Annotated in this window: 11 protein-coding genes and 1 tRNA gene; 1 reads left to right on the top strand and 11 read right to left on the bottom strand. The window is 42.6% G+C overall.

Annotation, left to right across the window (positions count from 1 at the left end; genetic code table 11):
- Nucleotides 1–124 precede the first annotated feature (124 nt).
- Nucleotides 125–2,818: a penicillin-binding protein 1A gene (locus FQ082_RS02770; protein ID WP_149491959.1), complete on the top strand. Its 2,694-nt coding sequence runs from the start codon at nt 125–127 to the stop codon at nt 2,816–2,818.
- 191 nt (nt 2,819–3,009) lie between these two features.
- Here FQ082_RS02770 and FQ082_RS02765 read toward each other — a convergent pair whose 3' ends face one another.
- From FQ082_RS02765 to FQ082_RS02715, 11 genes are all read right to left on the bottom strand, one after another.
- Nucleotides 3,010–3,534: a DUF6586 family protein gene (locus tag FQ082_RS02765; RefSeq protein ID WP_149491958.1), complete on the bottom strand. Its 525-nt coding sequence runs from the start codon at nt 3,532–3,534 to the stop codon at nt 3,010–3,012.
- A gap of 259 nt (nt 3,535–3,793) precedes the next feature.
- On the bottom strand, nt 3,794–8,014 hold the full coding sequence (rpoC, locus tag FQ082_RS02760) for a DNA-directed RNA polymerase subunit beta' (protein WP_041753252.1): 4,221 nt from the start codon (nt 8,012–8,014) through the stop codon (nt 3,794–3,796).
- A 151-nt stretch (nt 8,015–8,165) separates the two neighbouring features.
- The gene (gene rpoB / locus FQ082_RS02755) at nt 8,166–12,284 is read right to left on the bottom strand and encodes a DNA-directed RNA polymerase subunit beta (protein ID WP_011514490.1); all 4,119 of its coding nucleotides are present in this window, start codon (nt 12,282–12,284) and stop codon (nt 8,166–8,168) included.
- A gap of 752 nt (nt 12,285–13,036) precedes the next feature.
- On the bottom strand, nt 13,037–13,408 hold the full coding sequence (gene rplL, locus FQ082_RS02750) for a 50S ribosomal protein L7/L12 (RefSeq protein ID WP_011514491.1): 372 nt from the start codon (nt 13,406–13,408) through the stop codon (nt 13,037–13,039).
- A 126-nt stretch (nt 13,409–13,534) separates the two neighbouring features.
- Nucleotides 13,535–14,062 (bottom strand): 50S ribosomal protein L10, encoded by a 528-nt coding sequence (rplJ, locus tag FQ082_RS02745; protein ID WP_011514492.1) that lies wholly within the window; start codon nt 14,060–14,062, stop codon nt 13,535–13,537.
- Nucleotides 14,063–14,465: 403 nt separating this feature from the next.
- Complete coding sequence (rplA, locus tag FQ082_RS02740) at nt 14,466–15,167, bottom strand: 50S ribosomal protein L1 (protein ID WP_011514493.1); 702 nt, start codon at nt 15,165–15,167, stop codon at nt 14,466–14,468.
- Complete coding sequence (gene rplK / locus FQ082_RS02735) at nt 15,168–15,599, bottom strand: 50S ribosomal protein L11 (RefSeq protein ID WP_010201717.1); 432 nt, start codon at nt 15,597–15,599, stop codon at nt 15,168–15,170.
- Between the two features lie 91 nt (nt 15,600–15,690).
- On the bottom strand, nt 15,691–16,221 hold the full coding sequence (gene nusG, locus FQ082_RS02730; protein WP_011514494.1) for a transcription termination/antitermination protein NusG: 531 nt from the start codon (nt 16,219–16,221) through the stop codon (nt 15,691–15,693).
- A 71-nt stretch (nt 16,222–16,292) separates the two neighbouring features.
- Nucleotides 16,293–16,781 (bottom strand): preprotein translocase subunit SecE, encoded by a 489-nt coding sequence (gene secE, locus FQ082_RS02725; RefSeq protein ID WP_020444319.1) that lies wholly within the window; start codon nt 16,779–16,781, stop codon nt 16,293–16,295.
- Nucleotides 16,782–16,832: 51 nt separating this feature from the next.
- Nucleotides 16,833–16,908, bottom strand: a tRNA-Trp gene (locus FQ082_RS02720).
- Between the two features lie 323 nt (nt 16,909–17,231).
- Nucleotides 17,232–17,709 (bottom strand): EF-Tu/IF-2/RF-3 family GTPase (locus FQ082_RS02715; protein WP_262498135.1); only part of this gene is annotated, 478 nt, incomplete at its 5' end.

The following is a 17,709-nucleotide window of genomic DNA, read 5'->3' as shown; positions in this document are numbered from 1 at the left end:
ACAGATAGATTCAAGCATTTAAATGTCCTGTAGAGGCTAACTTACACATTTATTATTACTTGGCTATTTTGTTCAAGGTATAATGTTTTTTATCTGTTGCAAACCTTAATCGATAAGTCTGACTATGACCAAAAAAAATGCCACCGTTCGTCTCATTCACTTTTTGGTGGGGCTTTTCATTGCCTGTCTTGCGTTGGCGGTTGTATTAGCGCTTGCCGTCCCTATTGGCTTCTATGGTATGGCGATGTATTTATCGCCAACGTTGCCAAGTACGCAAGAGATTAAAACAGCAACTTTAGAGATGCCATTACAGATATATAGTAGTGATGACAAATTGATTGGGCAATATGGCAACCGTTTATCATTGCCTATTACCTTTGAAGAGATACCGGAAGACTTGACCCATGCTTTTTTGGCAGCAGAAGATTCTTCATTTTTTCAGCACAGCGGTATTAGTATTAAAGGATTAGGGCGCGCGGTCACCGAAGTAGTGACGGATGATGAAAGCCAAACAGGTGGCTCGACCATCACCATGCAGGTCGCCAAAAACTATTTTCTAAGCTCAGATCGCACGTTAAATCGCAAACTAACGGAATTGTTTTTAGCCCGTAAGATTGAAGACGAGCTGAGTAAAAACGATATTCTTACCCTTTATGTCAATAAAATTTACTTAGGTGAAGGCGCTTACGGTATTCGTGCGGCTGCCAAAAAATATTATAGTAAATCGTTAGAAAATCTCACCATTGCTGAGATGGCAATGCTTGCAGGTTTGCCGAAAGCGCCCTCTAAATACAATCCTGTTGCCAATCCAAGCCGTGCGCTCACGCGCCGTAACTGGATTATTGGTCGCATGCATGAATTGGGTTACATCGACAAAACCCAATATGACGAAGCCATTAATGCGCCTATAGGTATTAAGCTTTATCAAGAAAAGCTGGATGTTAATATGCCGTATTTGGCAGAAATGACGCGCGCAGCTTTGGTTGATCGTTATGGTGAGCAAGTTATGCATGGCGGCTGGCGTGTACGCTTGACGGTTGATAGTCAAGCGCAAATAGATGCAGAAAAGGCAATTTTATCTGGCTTGGTTGCTTACGAGCATCGCCATGGCTGGCGCGGCGCCGAAGCAAATGATGAACCGCTAAAGAATTTCAGTCGCTATAGCAATATGTCACCAGCCAAAGTGACTAAAGTGAATACCAGTAGTTTTGAGGCAACCATGCTTTCAGGAGAAAGCGTGACCGTTAATTGGTCTGGTATGCGTTGGGCACGTAAATATATCTCTGCTGATCGTATTGGTTATTTTCCAAGTAATGCCAGCCAAATAGTGAGTAAGAACGATATTATCCGCCTGATACCGACTGCTAGTGGTGGCTGGCAGCTTGGTCAAATACCTGAGATACAAGGTAGTTTGGTTTCTCTGAATCCTGATACCGGTGGCGTTCGTGCCTTGGTCGGTGGCTTTGATTTTAACCATAGTAAATTTAACCGTGCTCTGCAGGGCTGGCGTCAACCGGGTTCTACCATTAAACCCCTTGTCTATACAGCAGCATTAGAAAAAGGCTATCGTCCAGATAGTATAGTTTCGGATCGCCCGCTGCAAGTAGGTGACTGGAAACCAAAAAACTCTGATGGTCGCTTCTTAGGTGATATTACTTTAAGCCGCGGACTTTATTTATCACGTAATCTAGTATCTATTCGCTTGCTGCAAGCAATTGGCATCTCTGACGCTCGCAACTTATTAGATGAATTTGGTCTTGATAAAGAGAAGCTGCCAACTACTTTGTCCTTAGCGTTGGGTACAGGTCAAGCAACCCCATTACAAATGGCAACCGCTTACGCCACCTTTGCCAATGGCGGGCATCGCATTCAACCTTATTTTATTGAACAAATTTATAACTATAATAATAAGCTTTTATTTCAAGCCAATCCTCAGCAAGCTTGTGCCCTATGTTTCAATGAGCAGCTCGACGATGTCAATAAAAAACTAACTGAAGAATATGATGCAAAAATAGAGGAAAGTAAAAAAGTAGCTGAAGACGTTAAAACAGGCGACGCTAAAGAATCGCCGGCAAGTAAAAATACAGAAACTGATATAGAGGCTGACAAGAGTAGTACCCTTACTAAAGACAGTAACAAGATTGATTTGAGTATTTATGATGCCAGCCCAGAATCAGATCGCCTAAAAGCACCTGTTGTACAGTACGTACGCGCTGAACAAGCTCCGCGTATTTTAAAGCCTAAAGTCGCTTATGAGATGGCGGATATCTTACGTGATGTAATACAGCGTGGTACAGCGTTTAAAGCAAGATCTTTGGGACGTGATGATATTGGCGGCAAGACAGGAACCACCAATGAAGCGAAAGATGCTTGGTTTGCAGGCTTCCATCCTACCAATGCTACCGTCGTCTGGATGGGATTTGACCAACCATCAACCATGGGTCGTCGCGAATATGGTGGTGTGGCAGCCCTACCCGTTTGGATGGATTTTATGAAAGCCCAACTTAACGACACGCCTAGCCAATGGGTCTCTATTAATAACCGTGCCAAGTCCAAGAAACAAAAGCAAAACATTATAGAGATGATGGATGAAGGGGTCACTGAACTTGATGGCGAAGATACTGATACAGGCAAATCGGAAAAACCAGTAAAGACGTCTATTCAGAAACGCCAGCTACCTGCTCCAAAACCTGTTGAAACGCCGGCAGTTACGACCGCTGTTAAACCTGCTAATAATGGTATTACTAATAGCCCAGCGCAGAAACCAAAACCGTTAGTAGTCAAGCCTGTAGAACGTATGCCAGCGATGCCTGAGTAATAGACTGCTTAGAGCGTCTGCTTTCTATATTGATACATTTAAAAAGGCTGGTTCAGTAAACACTGAGCCAGCCTTTTTTATAGGGCATATTTCAATTGCATTTAATTTTATGCCCTACTCAGCTTAAAGGTAGCAGCTAATCATTAAGTACTCATAACGAAGCTTTGAAAATATAATCTAAGCCATAAGAACTAAAACTCCACCATACCAGCACGTAGCTGATCAATCAGCTCCAAAAACTGCTGACGCCATTCACGTATGGTCGCATCATCTGGCAACCATTGATTGGACAGTGTCACTACATTGACAATCAAATCAGGCACTTGTTTTTTGTCATCAGCCGCTTTATCCACCGAATGCTCAGATATCACGGCATATAGACAACGCTGATAGGCATGTTCTATATCAGCCAGAAATCCTTGCTGCTGTAACTGCTTTAGACGCTGCACTTCAGGTGATACTTGCGTACGCTCCATCAGTGCTTCTTCGATATCTAGCAATGTCGGCGTCGTCAGCGTTATATTATAAAAGTGACCAAGCTCTTGTAAAAAAGCTAAAAACGTACCGTATAGATGAAAAATAGCGGTCTCACAATGTGCTTGATATAACTGCTTGTCAGTTGTGTCTGCAGCGGCTTGACAGGCAAGGCGGCAAAAATATAGCTTTTGATTGGTACGGTCAGCTTGATATTTGGCAACGCGAGTTTTATCTGCCATGCGCTTATCCTTTTTAGTGAGTACTGCTAAAAATAATCGGAAATTATGAATACTTATGAATACTTATAAATACTTATAAATACTTATGAATACTTATGAATACTAGAGCCAAAATCTCTGACTATTTAAGTTATGCAGTGTACTATTTTATCTCATCATTTCCCAAGAAAAAACTTGTTGTGATGGAATTTTAAAGCAAAAAAAGCCAGCAACTTAGGCTGGCTTTTTTATTTATTCAAATAACTAAACGCTATCTAGCTTAATGATTACCTTGATTCAATTCTTGAGCAAAGGCTTCATCGAAGCTTGCAAAGTCTGTCGCATCAGTCGTTGCTGACATATCAAACGCCGCATTTAAGTCTTTATCTTGCAGTTTTTGCTCTGCTTTTTCTTTACGAGCTTTATGATAAGCAAGACCAGTACCAGCTGGAATCAAGCGACCAACGACTACGTTTTCTTTCAGACCACGTAATTCATCCACTTTACCAGTGACCGCAGCAGCCGTTAGGACACGAGTCGTTTCCTGGAACGATGCGGCTGAGATAAAGCTTTCGGTTGCCAAGCTTGCTTTGGTAATACCAAGTAATTGACGCTCAAACTGCACTGGGAATTTATCTTCCGCTTCCAGCTTGGCATTCAGTGCTTTGATATCAGCATATTCTACTTGATCACCTTTAAAGTGGTTTGAATCGCCGCCATCAGTAATCTCAACTTTACGCAACATCTGACGAATAATAACTTCGATGTGCTTATCATTGATTTTTACACCCTGCAGACGATAAACGTCCTGTACTTCGTTGACGATATAATCAGCAAGCGCAGTTTGTCCCTTCAGACGTAAGATATCATGCGGATTCTGTGGACCATCAGCAATAACCTCACCACGAGCAACGGTTTCGTTTTCGAAAACGTTAATCTGACGCCATTTCGGGATCAGCTCTTCATGAATCTCGCCATCTTCATTGGTAATGATAAAGCGGTTCTTACCTTTAGTTTCTTTACCAAAGCTAACAACACCCGTCATTTCAGCCATGATAGCGTGATCTTTTGGACGACGTGCTTCGAATAAATCAGCTACACGTGGCAGACCACCGGTAATATCTTTGGTACCTGAAGACGCTTGTGGTACACGACCTAGAATCGAACCGGCTGCAACTTTCTCACCGTCGCTAACGCGAATGATGGTTTCAGCAGGTAAGAAGTAAACGACTTCTTTACCTTCGTCTGTGTTCAAGATAATCGCCGGACGTAAGTCTTTTGCTGAGCTTGAACGATCTCGAGTAGCTAGAATCTCAAACGAGCTCATACCAGTCGCGTCATCAACTTTTACTGTAGCCGTTAAGCCATCAGTGATTTCACTGAAACGTGCGGTACCCGCGAATTCTGTAATAATAGGATGCGTGTGCGGATCCCACTTAGCGATGGTTTGACCGCCTTCAACTTGGTCTTCATTTTTCACAAGAACGCTTGAACCATAAGGTACTTTATAGCGCTCACGCTCACGACCAAGCTCATCGGTCAAGGCGATTTCAGCTGAACGCGATACGATAACCAAATGACCATCGGTATGCTGTACGGTCTTCATGTTTTCAAAATGCGCTTGACCAGCACTACGGACTGAAATGCTGTTGTCCACAGAAGCAGAACTTGCCGCTCCACCAACGTGGAAAGTACGCATGGTCAACTGAGTACCAGGCTCACCGATAGACTGCGCCGCCATAACACCAACAGACTCGCCGATATTCACTTTATGACCACGAGCAAGGTCACGACCATAGCACTGTGAACAAACGCCATGTTCGATATTACAAGTAATCACTGAACGTACCCAGATATCATCGATTGCATTGTTATCTAGTACTTTAACCCAATGCTCATCGATCAACGTACCCGCTGGAATCAAGATTTTTTCAGCATTATCGTTATAAGTGACATCACGTGCCGTTACACGACCTAGTACTAGCTCGCCCAACTTCTCAATGATTTCACCACCTTGGATATGTGGCTTCATGAGCAAACCTTGCTCAGTACCACAGTCATCACTGGTAATAACCAAATCTTGGGCTACGTCAACCAAACGACGCGTCAAGTAACCTGAGTTAGCTGTTTTCAATGCCGTATCCGCAAGACCTTTACGCGCACCATGCGTTGAGATAAAGTACTGAAGTACGGTCAAACCTTCACGGAAATTCGCTTTAATTGGTGTTTCAATGATTGAGCCATCTGGCTTAGCCATCAAACCACGCATACCAGCAAGCTGACGAATCTGTGCGGCACTACCACGAGCACCAGAATCTGACATGATAAAGATAGAGTTAAATGACTTCTGCTCTTCTTCTTCACCTTTGGCGTTGATAATTTTATCAGTCGCTAAGTTGTCCATCATCGCTTTAGCGACTTTGTCATTGGTACGTGACCAAATATCGACCACTTTATTATAACGCTCACCAGCCGTTACAAAGCCTTGCTCAAACTGGTCTTCAATTTCACGCACTTCAGCTTCAGCAACTTCGATGATTTGCTTTTTCAGTGGTGGAATAACCATGTCATCGATACCGATAGACACACCAGATAGTGTCGCTTGTGCAAAACCAAGATACATCAATTGGTCAGCAAACATAACACTTTCTTTTACGCCCACTTTACGGTAGCAAGAGTTGATCAGTTTAGAGATATTCTTCTTAGTCATCTCTTCATTACATTCGTCAAACGACATACCCACAGGCATGATGTTCCAGATTAACAAACGACCAGCAACGGTATCTTTGATACTCGTCTCTTTAGTACGATTGCCATCATCATCAATATGCGTTTCAGTAACGCGTACTTTAATCTTGGCGTTAACATGTAAATCGTTTGAACCAATTGCACGCAATGCTTCATTAACGGTGGCAAAAATCATGCCCTCGCCTTTAGCATTTACTGACGAGCGACTGATGTAATACAAGCCCAATACAACATCCTGTGATGGTACGATGATTGGCTCACCGTTCGCAGGAGACAAGATGTTGTTGGTCGACATCATCAGCGCACGAGATTCAAGCTGAGCTTCTAGCGTCAATGGCACGTGAACGGCCATTTGGTCACCATCAAAATCGGCGTTGAATGCGGTACAAACTAGAGGATGGAGCTGAATCGCTTTACCTTCGATTAGTACTGGCTCAAATGCCTGTAGACCCAAACGGTGAAGCGTTGGTGCACGGTTAAGAAGCACTGGATGCTCACGGATAACCATGGCCAGCATATCCCACACTTGTGGCTCTTCACGCTCTACCATCTTTTTGGCAGCTTTAATCGTCGTCGCCAAACCATGAGACAATAGTTTGTTGTAAGTAAATGGCTTAAATAGCTCTAGTGCCATTTTCTTTGGTAGACCACACTGATGTAGACGTAGGGTTGGACCAACAACGATCACCGAACGACCAGAATAATCAACACGTTTACCTAGTAAGTTTTGACGGAAACGACCTTGCTTACCTTTGATCATATCAGCCAAAGACTTCAATGGACGCTTGTTACTACCAGTAATAGCTCTACCGCGGCGACCGTTATCAAGCAAGGCATCTACTGATTCTTGCAACATACGTTTTTCGTTACGTACGATGATATCAGGAGCACTTAACTCAAGCAGACGCTTTAAACGGTTATTACGGTTAATAACGCGGCGATATAAATCGTTCAAATCTGATGTTGCGAAACGACCGCCTTCTAGTGGTACTAGCGGACGCAAATCTGGTGGTAGTACTGGTAAGATATTCATTACCATCCACTCAGGCTTGTTATTAGAATCACGGAATGCTTCTAATAATTTAAGACGCTTAGACATCTTTTTAAGCTTGGTTTCAGAACCCGTTTGCGGAATCGCTTCACGCAGCTCATCAATCTCTAAATCTAAATCGATATCTTTTAAAAGGTCTTGAACCGCTTCCGCACCCATTTTGGCAGTGAATTCATCACCAAATTCTTCAAGGGCTTTATAATAATCTTCGTCATCAAGCAGCTGATACTTCTCTAAAGAGGTCAGACCTGGCTCAGTCACGATGTAGCTTTCAAAATACAAAACGCGTTCGATATCACGAAGTGTCATATCTAGCAATAGACCGATACGGCTTGGCAATGATTTTAAGAACCAAATATGCGCAACAGGGCTCGCTAAATCGATATGACCCATGCGGTCACGACGAACTTTAGCGGTCGTGACTTCAACGCCACATTTTTCACAGATAACGCCTTGGAACTTACGACGCTTGTATTTACCACATAAACATTCAAAGTCTTTTACTGGACCAAAAATTTTGGCACAAAAAAGACCATCACGTTCAGGTTTGAACGTACGATAGTTAATGGTTTCAGGTTTTTTTACTTCACCATGCGACCATGACTTAATAACGTCAGGCGATGCCAAGGTAATTTGGATGCTATCAAACTCATGGTTACCATTGCTGGTAGGGCTTTGCATGATATCGAGTAAATCTTTCAAGTTGCTTCTCCGTTATCTTTATAATCATCTGACAGCGTATTATGAGCGCGGCCACGATGAATGAAGGCAATGAATAGGGTTGAGACAAATTACTAAAAGCAGCAGCAATGAGCATACTGCCTTTAGTTGACAACTAAGTTAAACAACGGATTTAGTTGCTTTGTTTTAACTCAATATTGATACCCAGTGATTTGATTTCTTTGGTCAATACGTTAAACGATTCAGGCATACCTGGATCCATATATTGCTCACCATCGACGATGTTTTTGTACATACGCGTACGGCCTTCAACGTCATCCGACTTCACAGTCAGCATCTCTTGTAGCGTATATGTCGCGCCGTAAGCCTCTAGTGCCCAGACTTCCATCTCACCGAAGCGCTGACCACCAAACTGAGCTTTACCGCCGAGTGGCTGCTGCGTCACTAGTGAGTAAGAACCTGTTGAACGCGCATGCATTTTGTCATCGACCAAATGGTTAAGTTTAAGCATATACATATAACCGACCGTTACTTTACGGTCAAACTTCTGACCAGTACGACCATCATACAACGTCTGTTGACCATCGCGATCCATACCAGCAAGCTCTAACAGATCTTTAACTTGGCTTTCTCTTGCGCCGTCAAACACTGCTGTGCCCATTGGAACACCAGCACGCAAGTTGTCTGCTAGCGCCATGATGTCATCATCACTCAAGCTATCAAGATCAACTTGCTCACCGCCGACTTGGTTATAAATTTTGTCTAAGAAGTCACGTAAGTCTTTGATCGCTGCTTGCGATTTAAGCATACCATCGATCTTCTCGCCCAAGCCTTTTGCCGCCATACCCAAATGCGTTTCTAGGACCTGACCGATGTTCATACGAGACGGTACACCAAGCGGGTTCAAGACGATGTCGACGGTATTACCATTTTCATCATAAGGCATATCTTCGACTGGCATAATGCGCGAGACAACACCTTTGTTACCATGACGACCAGCCATTTTATCACCTGGCTGAATACGACGCTTAACCGCTAGATATACCTTAACGATTTTTTGTACGCCATGTTGTAAGTCATCACCAGCGGTTAGTTTGCGTTTTTTCTCAGCAAACTTCACATCGATATCTTTTTGCTTATCAACCAAATACTCAGCGATTTGCGTTAGACGCTCAGAGATTTCTTCTTCAACAGGCTGGATGTCAAGCAACGTCTCAAGGCTCATATCTTTCATATCAGCCAATGCCATCACTGTACCGGCTTTTAGACCTGAACCACCACTGACTTTTTGACCATCTAATAGATTACCAATACGACCACGAGCCGCTTCTTCAAAGATACGTAACTCTTCTTTTAAATCTTTACGGTAGCTATCAAGCTGTGATTTTTCAATCGCTCTTGCACGTGCATCTTTTTCAACGCCATCACGGGTAAAGACTTGAACGTCAATAACCGTACCTTTGCTTGATGTTGGAACACGTAGCGACGTATCTTTCACATCAGCCGCTTTTTCACCAAAGATAGCCCGGAGCAATTTCTCTTCTGGCGTTAGTTGCGTTTCACCTTTTGGCGTCACTTTACCAACTAGAATATCACCAGCATCAACTTCAGCACCGATATAAACGATACCAGCTTCATCGAGACTTGATAGAGCTGCTTCGCCAACGTTTGGAATATCCGCAGTAATCTCTTCGGTTCCAAGCTTGGTATCACGAGCCACACAAGTCAATTCTTGGATATGAATAGTGGTGAAACGATCTTCTTTAACTACTTTTTCAGACAGCAAGATTGAATCTTCGAAGTTGTAACCATTCCACGGCATAAATGCGATGCGGATGTTCTGACCCAATGCCAACTCACCAAGATCCGTTGACGGACCATCGGCCAAAATATCACCTACAGCAATAGCATCGCCTTGGTTAACGATAATACGTTGGTTGATACAAGTGTTTTGGTTAGAACGCGTATATTTAACTAAGTTATAGATATCAATACCGGCTTCACCAGCAATCATCTCATCTTCATTTACACGAACCACAACACGTGAGGCATCAACGTCTTCGATCACACCGCCGCGCTTAGCAATAACACAAACGCCAGAGTCACGAGCAACGTGACGCTCCATACCGGTACCTACTAATGGCTTATCAGCACGTAGCGTAGGAACGGCCTGACGCTGCATGTTCGAGCCCATAAGCGCTCGGTTAGCATCATCATGCTCTAGGAATGGAATCAGACCAGCGGCTACAGATACAACCTGACTTGGCGACACATCCATATGCGTCACTTTTTCTGGCGGCATACGGACGAATTCACCATAGCTACGTACACTAACCATTTCATCAGATAACGCGCCATCGGCAGTTACTGGTGAATCAGCCTGTGCAATGACCGTACCGACTTCTTCAATCGCTGACAGATATTCAATAACGTCCGTTACTTTACCATCAACTACACGGCGATAAGGTGTTTCCAAAAAGCCAAAGCTGTTGGTTTTAGCAAAAGTCGCTAATGAGTTAATCAAACCAATGTTTGGACCTTCAGGAGTCTCAATCGGACATACGCGACCATAATGGGTATCATGTACGTCACGTACTTCAAAGCCTGCACGCTCACGGGTCAGACCACCGGGTCCTAATGCAGACACACGGCGTTTATGCGTGACTTCAGACAATGGATTATTCTGATCCATAAACTGCGATAACTGGCTTGAGCCAAAGAATTCTTTAACCGCAGCAGCAACAGGTTTTGAGTTAATCAAATCTTGTGGCGATAAGTTATCAGATTCTGCTGAGCTTAAACGCTCTTTAACCGCACGCTCAACACGTACTAGACCAACACGGAATTGGTTTTCTGCCATCTCGCCTACTGAACGAATGCGACGGTTACCTAAATGGTCAATATCATCGACTTCACCGCGACCATTACGAATCTCGATAAGCTCTTTTAGAACGTTAACGATATCGGCATTGGTCAATACGCTACGTTCACGCTGAATATCAGCGTCATCGGTATCTACAAAATCAAGACCTAAACGACGGTTAAACTTCATACGACCGACATTCGATAAGTCATAACGATCCGCGTTAAAGAACATGCTGTCAAAAAGTTTCTCAGCAGTTTCAACCGTTGGTGGCTCACCTGGGCGCATGACTTTATAAATTTCAATCAAAGCTTCTTCACGGCTTGACGTGCTATCAGCACGTAGCGTATCGGCAATGTAACTACCTTGGTCGATATCGTTGGTAAACAGAATACTAAATTCTTTGATAGATTCACTGGCTTCAAACGCACTTAATTTAACCAATAATTCATGGTCAATCAGCGTGTTAGCACGAGCAATAACTTCATCATTAACGATGATGTCTTCGGCTAAAATGCGCTCATATAAGTATTCATCAGGAATCGAGATTTTCGTCATACCCGCTTCTTCAAGCTGACGGATACGGCGAGCATTAATACGTTTGCCCTGCTCAACAACCACGTCGCCTGCAGGTGTCACGATATCAAACTGTGCCATCTCGCCACGTAAGCGATCCGCAACCAGATCAATCTCGAACTGCTCTTCGCCTTTATACACTCGCACTTTATCAAAGAATAAATCTAAGATCTCAGAAGTACTTAAGCCTAAAGCACGTAGAATAATAGACGCCAATAACTTACGACGACGGTCAATACGAGCAAAAACCAAGTCTTTTGCATCAAACTCAAAATCTAACCATGAACCACGGTAAGGAATGATACGCGCGTTATAAAGCACCTTACCACTTGAGTGCGACTTACCTTTATCATGGTCAAAGAACACACCAGGTGAACGATGTAATTGAGATACAATTACACGCTCAGTACCGTTAATAATAAAGGTACCGTTAGCGGTCATTAATGGCATCTCGCCCATATAGACGCTTTGCTCACGGATATCTTTAATAGCCGCTTTGCTGTCTTTATCTTTGCTGTCTTTGTCTTTGATGATTAAGCGAATTTTGACACGCATAGGCGCAGCAAATGTCGAACCACGTAAGATACACTCACGCTCATCAAATTCAGGCGTACCTAAATAGTATTCAACGAATTGTAGCTCTGCGTTACCAGAGTGACTCTCAATTGGGAAAATAGAAGAGTATGCAGCTTGCAAGCCAGTATTCTCACGAGCTTTTGGCTTTTTATGCTCTTGCAAAAATTGCTCATAAGAATCTACTTGGATAGACAACAAATAGGGAATGTCCATCACAGTAGGCAATTCAGCAAAACTTTTGCGAATACGCTTTTTTTCAGTATAAGAATATGCCATCGAGAGTCCTTACAGTAAACGTGGAAACAAATTAAAATCGCGGCTGGCGTGCATAAATACTATGCAAACTAAGCGACGTAAACGATAATATAAAACAGGTGTTCTTTTTAAAGCACAGTTAATCTTTTTAGGGCGTTGTATCAATTACTATTTTAACAATCAGTGCTTGCTTTGCACTCTAAATACGATCTTGCTATCTTCATTTAAGTCAGCCTATATGACTGCTCAGAGCGAAAACTTCAATCTTAAAGTGTTGCCAATATGTCACTTTTAAAGCTTAAGTGACAGTTGCTTTATCTAAATATAAATGCGACTAGCATTGTATATAAACGATTTAACATCCAAACTGGTTACTGCCAAAATCAATATCGTCGCTGATGTATACCGTCTACGAGCCTATATACTGACAGTAAAATCACGCTAGAAAGCTTATTCAATAGTTTTTGATTAGTAATAAATAGGACAATTATAATGCTTATAAATAATAATATTCAGAGTCAATATAAGTGATAATGTTAATAGAAAACGTGCAGACACAAAAAAATGCCAAACATCTATTGACGTTTAGCCACATTATCTGATTTCAATAACTACTAAGTGTGCTTGCATGTATATCGTCTGTCCTTTTGATGGGTATCCACCGTGTTGTTGCTTACGACTGTTGGCAGACACAAAAGGTCAAGCTACGAATTATAGTAAAAAAAAGCTGATAATGCAAGGCATTACCAGCTTTTTTTCGTACTGCCGTTAAACTATTTTAGTTCAACAGTTGCACCAGCTTCTTCAAGTTTCTTTTTCAACTCTTCAGCTTCAGCTTTGTTAACGCCTTCTTTGATTGGAGCTGGAGCGCTTTCAACCAAATCTTTCGCTTCTTTCAGGCCAAGACCAGTAGCTTCACGTACGGCTTTAATTACGCCAACTTTCTTCTCGCCAAAGCTGGCAAGAACTACGTCAAACTCGTCTTTTTCTTCAGCAGCAGCAGCAGCAGGACCAGCAGCAGCAGGTGCAGCAGCAACAGCAGCTGTTACGCCGAATTTTTCTTCCATAGCGCTGATTAATTCAACGATATCCATTACTGACATTTCAGCGATTGCGTTTAACACGTCATCTTTAGATAGTGCCATGAGAACTCTCCGTTATCTGATAAAAATTAATTGATTTTAAAATCGCTTGGATTGCTTGCCAAATTTTCAAATAGTGTTGGCAATAAAGTGTAATCGGCGATGTCAAAGTTACGTTAAAACAAGCAATTAAGCAGCTTCTTTTGCGTCTTTGATTGCTGCAACAGTGCGAACGAACTTGCCAGGAACTGCGTTCATAGTCTGGACAAGCTTGGTCACTGGTGCATTCATAGTAGCCATCAAGATAGAGATTGCTTCGTCGCGAGTTGGTAGCTTCGATACGCGCTCTAGCTCTTCTGGACCATAAACAACACCACCAACTGATACCAATTTGGTCTCTAAAGCTTTGTGATCTTTGCTGAAGTCAAAAATGACTCGAGCGGCAGATCCCAAATCTTCCATAGAGAAAGCCAAAAGTAATGGACCAGTCATACGGTCTGACATGCTCTCAAATTTAGTGCCTTCAAACGCACGTTTTGCTAGGGTATTTTTCACCACTTTCAAAACGACGCCTTTTTCACGGGCTTGTTCGCGTAGCTTAGTAAGCTTTGCAACACCAATACCATGATATTCGGCAGCTACTGCTGAGTAAGCATTAGCAGCAACTTCAGACACTTCAGCCACAACTTGTTGTTTTTGCTCTAGCGTTAATGCCATAAGTTGACTCCTTTAATCTAATCAATCATCCTGTAATCTAAATCACAAACTAAGATTGACTTGATACGACACGTTACGAGTATATTTATTAAAAACAAATGTACTCATAACGACTGATTACGGCACCGTTATCAGAATGACATCAAGTGATAGGTTGCCCTATCGGCTCTTATCAACAACTGGGTGGGCCACCGTCTGCGTAGGACAATTAAGATTTTCATCTGTCATCGATTAACAACAGCAGCTCAATGTAATGAATTTTGATCTACAAAAGTCATAATCCATTTTACCAAACCGCTGTCTACCTACGGTCTTAGACAGCATAGCGTTTGCTACGCTGACCTAATTCTTTAAAATATTTTGTCCCATTATTCAAAATCGTTGAATAACAGATCATATTTAATTATTTCGCTGTGCGGTATGGAACTGGATCGATACTTAGACCAGGACCCATGGTGCTAGACAAGGTAATTTTCTTAATGAAAGTACCTTTAGAAGTAGCAGGCTTAGCACGTCTCAAATCTGAAATGAGTGCTTCAGCATTCTGGATTACTTGCTCAGCAGTAAAACCAACTTGACCGATAGTCGTGTGAATAATACCTGCTTTGTCTACACGATACTGTGCTTGACCAGCTTTAGCGTTAAGAACGGCTTCAGCAACGTTAGGCGTAACCGTACCGACTTTAGGGTTAGGCATTAGACCACGTGGGCCTAAGATAGTACCTAATTGACCAACAACACGCATTGCATCAGGAGCAGCGATAACCACGTCAAAGTCCATGTTACCGGCTTTGATTGATTCTGCTAGGTCTTCAAAACCAACGATGTCAGCACCAGCTTCTTTGGCGGCTTCAGCAGCAGCACCTTGAGCAAATACAGCAACGCGTTTGGTTTTACCAGTACCCGCAGGTAGGTTAGTTGCGCCACGTACAACTTGATCAGATTTACGTGGGTCAACGCCCAAGTTTACAGCGATATCAATAGACTCTTTGAATTTAAGAGCTGGCAAATCGTTTAGGATTTGAACCGCTTCTTCGATCGTGTATTGTTTTTCGTGCTCAATACGGCTATTGATTTCTTTTTGACGCTTAGTAAGTTTACTCATTTACACACCCTCCACGGTAATACCCATTGAACGTGCAGTACCAGCGATGGTACGAACAGCAGCATCAAGATCAGCAGCAGTTAAATCTGCATCTTTAGTCTTAACGATGTCTTCTAACTGAGCACGGTCAACTTTACCGACTTTAGCGGTGTTAGGTGTACCAGAACCTTTAGCAATACCAGCAGCCTTACGCAAAAGGTAAGCAGCTGGTGGTGACTTCATGATGAAGGTAAAAGACTTATCGCTATATACAGTGATCTCAGTAGGAATCGGTAAACCCGGCTCTTGGTTTGAGGTCGCAGCGTTAAATTCTTTACAGAACGCCATAATGTTCACGCCTTTTTGACCCAATGCTGGACCAATCGGTGGTGAAGGATTTGCTTTGCCTGCAGGCACTTGCAGTTTGATGTAACCATCAATCTTCTTAGCCATGATACTCTCCTAAATGGGTAATAGCGCCAAATCAATGTGGTATAAACCTTATTGACTAACAGCTCCCCGGTTGATGAACTCTTTTGCTGATTTAATCTAGCTTCTCAACTTTACTAAACTCAAGCTCAACCTGAGTCGGTCGATTAAATACGTTTACGGTTAAATGTAATTTAGACTTTTCGTAATCCACTTTTTCAACCAACCCTTTAAAGTCAGTGAATGGACCATCGATAACCAACAACTCTTCGCCCGGCTCAAATAGAGTCTTAGGACGCGGGTCAGTTTCAGTCTGATTTAAACGGTTTAGAATACGATCAGCTTCTACTTCCGTAATCGGCGCAGGCGTCTCTGGCGTACCACCAACGAAGCCCATAATACGTGGGCAATCTTTAACGATGTGCCAAGTATTGTCGTTCATATCCATCTGGATCAATACATAACCCGGAAAGAACTTACGCTCACTTTTACGTTTTTTGCCGTCTTTCATTTCGACGACTTCTTCAGTAGGTACCAATACATCGCCGAAAAACTCAGCGAATTCACTACGATTAATACGATCAGTTAATGAACGCTGTACTTGCTTTTCATATCCTGAAAATGCTTGGACAATATACCAACGCATATCACGCTCCTGATCATTATAAGTAAGTCGTTATCCATAAATCTTGGCTAAACAGTCGCTAATACGCGCCATTAACCAATAAATATGCCAACGAACCAATTAAAAAAGTTATCTAATAGCCAAACTAATAAACCAACAACCGCAATCATGACAATCGTTTGCCATGTATATTGGAAGGTTTCGTCTTTGCCAGGCCAAGTAACGCGGCGTAGTTCTACAGCAGCGTCTTTCAATAAAGTTTTAAATGCACGGCCCTGATTCGTCATTGCAAGACATAACAGCGCAAATACAAAAAGCGCAACGATAATACCAATACGTACCCAAAGGTCATTGGCAGGTTGCCAATAGCCGGGCAGATATTGATTAACTAACGTTGCACCAATTAAAACAACTGCGGCTAGTAGCCACAAAATCACATCTTTTACTGAACCCGTCTTAGCAATCTCAACAGCAGTCGTTTGATTACCCGCTGAAATATGCTTATCTTTGGACAGCATTCCACCAGCAACTGCCTTGGCATCAGATAACTTAGTCTCGAGGTTATCTTGATTATTGCTCATAAAGAACTCACTTCGGAGATGGTGGGGTATGACAAAGATGTGATAAGAAGATGGCAGGCGATGTAGGACTCGAACCTACAACCCTCGGTTTTGGAGACCGATGCTCTACCAATTGAGCCAATCGCCTAGGGGTGTTAAGGCTGATAATTATACAAGGTTTTACTAAGAATGCAAGTTTTAAGACGATATTTTATTTGCTTAATACAATGAATCATTATTTTAATGAATAAAAGTCAGAAAATTCTGTTTAAAATCAAAAATAGAAGTCAAAATCTGAGATAGATTTATTGCTTTAAATTTTTAAACATACAGACCTTATTTTAATAAATACTAAATTGATTAGCACTTCTGTGATTTAGCAAACCACACCCACAAAAAAGCCACCCTCTTTCGAGGATGGCTTTTGACTAATTATTAACGAAGATCAGATTACTCTGACAGCGTCAACTATTAGTTCAATACGTTAGCAACAACACCAGCGCCTACCGTACGGCCGCCTTCACGAATTGCAAAGCGAAGACCTTTGTCCATAGCGATTGGGTGGATAAGCTCTACGCCCATCTCAACGTTATCACCAGGCATAACCATTTCAGTACCGTCTTGTAATTGGATTGCGCCAGTTACGTCAGTCGTACGGAAATAGAACTGTGGACGATAGCCGTTTAGGAATGGTGTGTGACGACCACCCTCTTCTTTGCTCAACACATATACTTCAGCGTCAAACTTGGTATGAGGAGTGATTGAACCTGGCTTAGCTAGTACTTGGCCACGTTGTACGTCTTCACGCTTAGTACCACGTAGTAGTACGCCACAGTTTTCGCCTGCACGACCTTCGTCAAGCAGTTTACGGAACATCTCTACACCCGTACAGGTGGTTTTTTGCGTGTCACGGATACCGACGATTTCGATTTCGTCGCCAACGCGTACG

Source organism: Psychrobacter sp. ANT_H56B (assembly GCF_008369245.1).
Classification (GTDB): Bacteria; Pseudomonadota; Gammaproteobacteria; order Pseudomonadales; family Moraxellaceae; genus Psychrobacter; species Psychrobacter cryohalolentis.
This window is presented reverse-complemented; position numbering and strand designations above follow the sequence as displayed.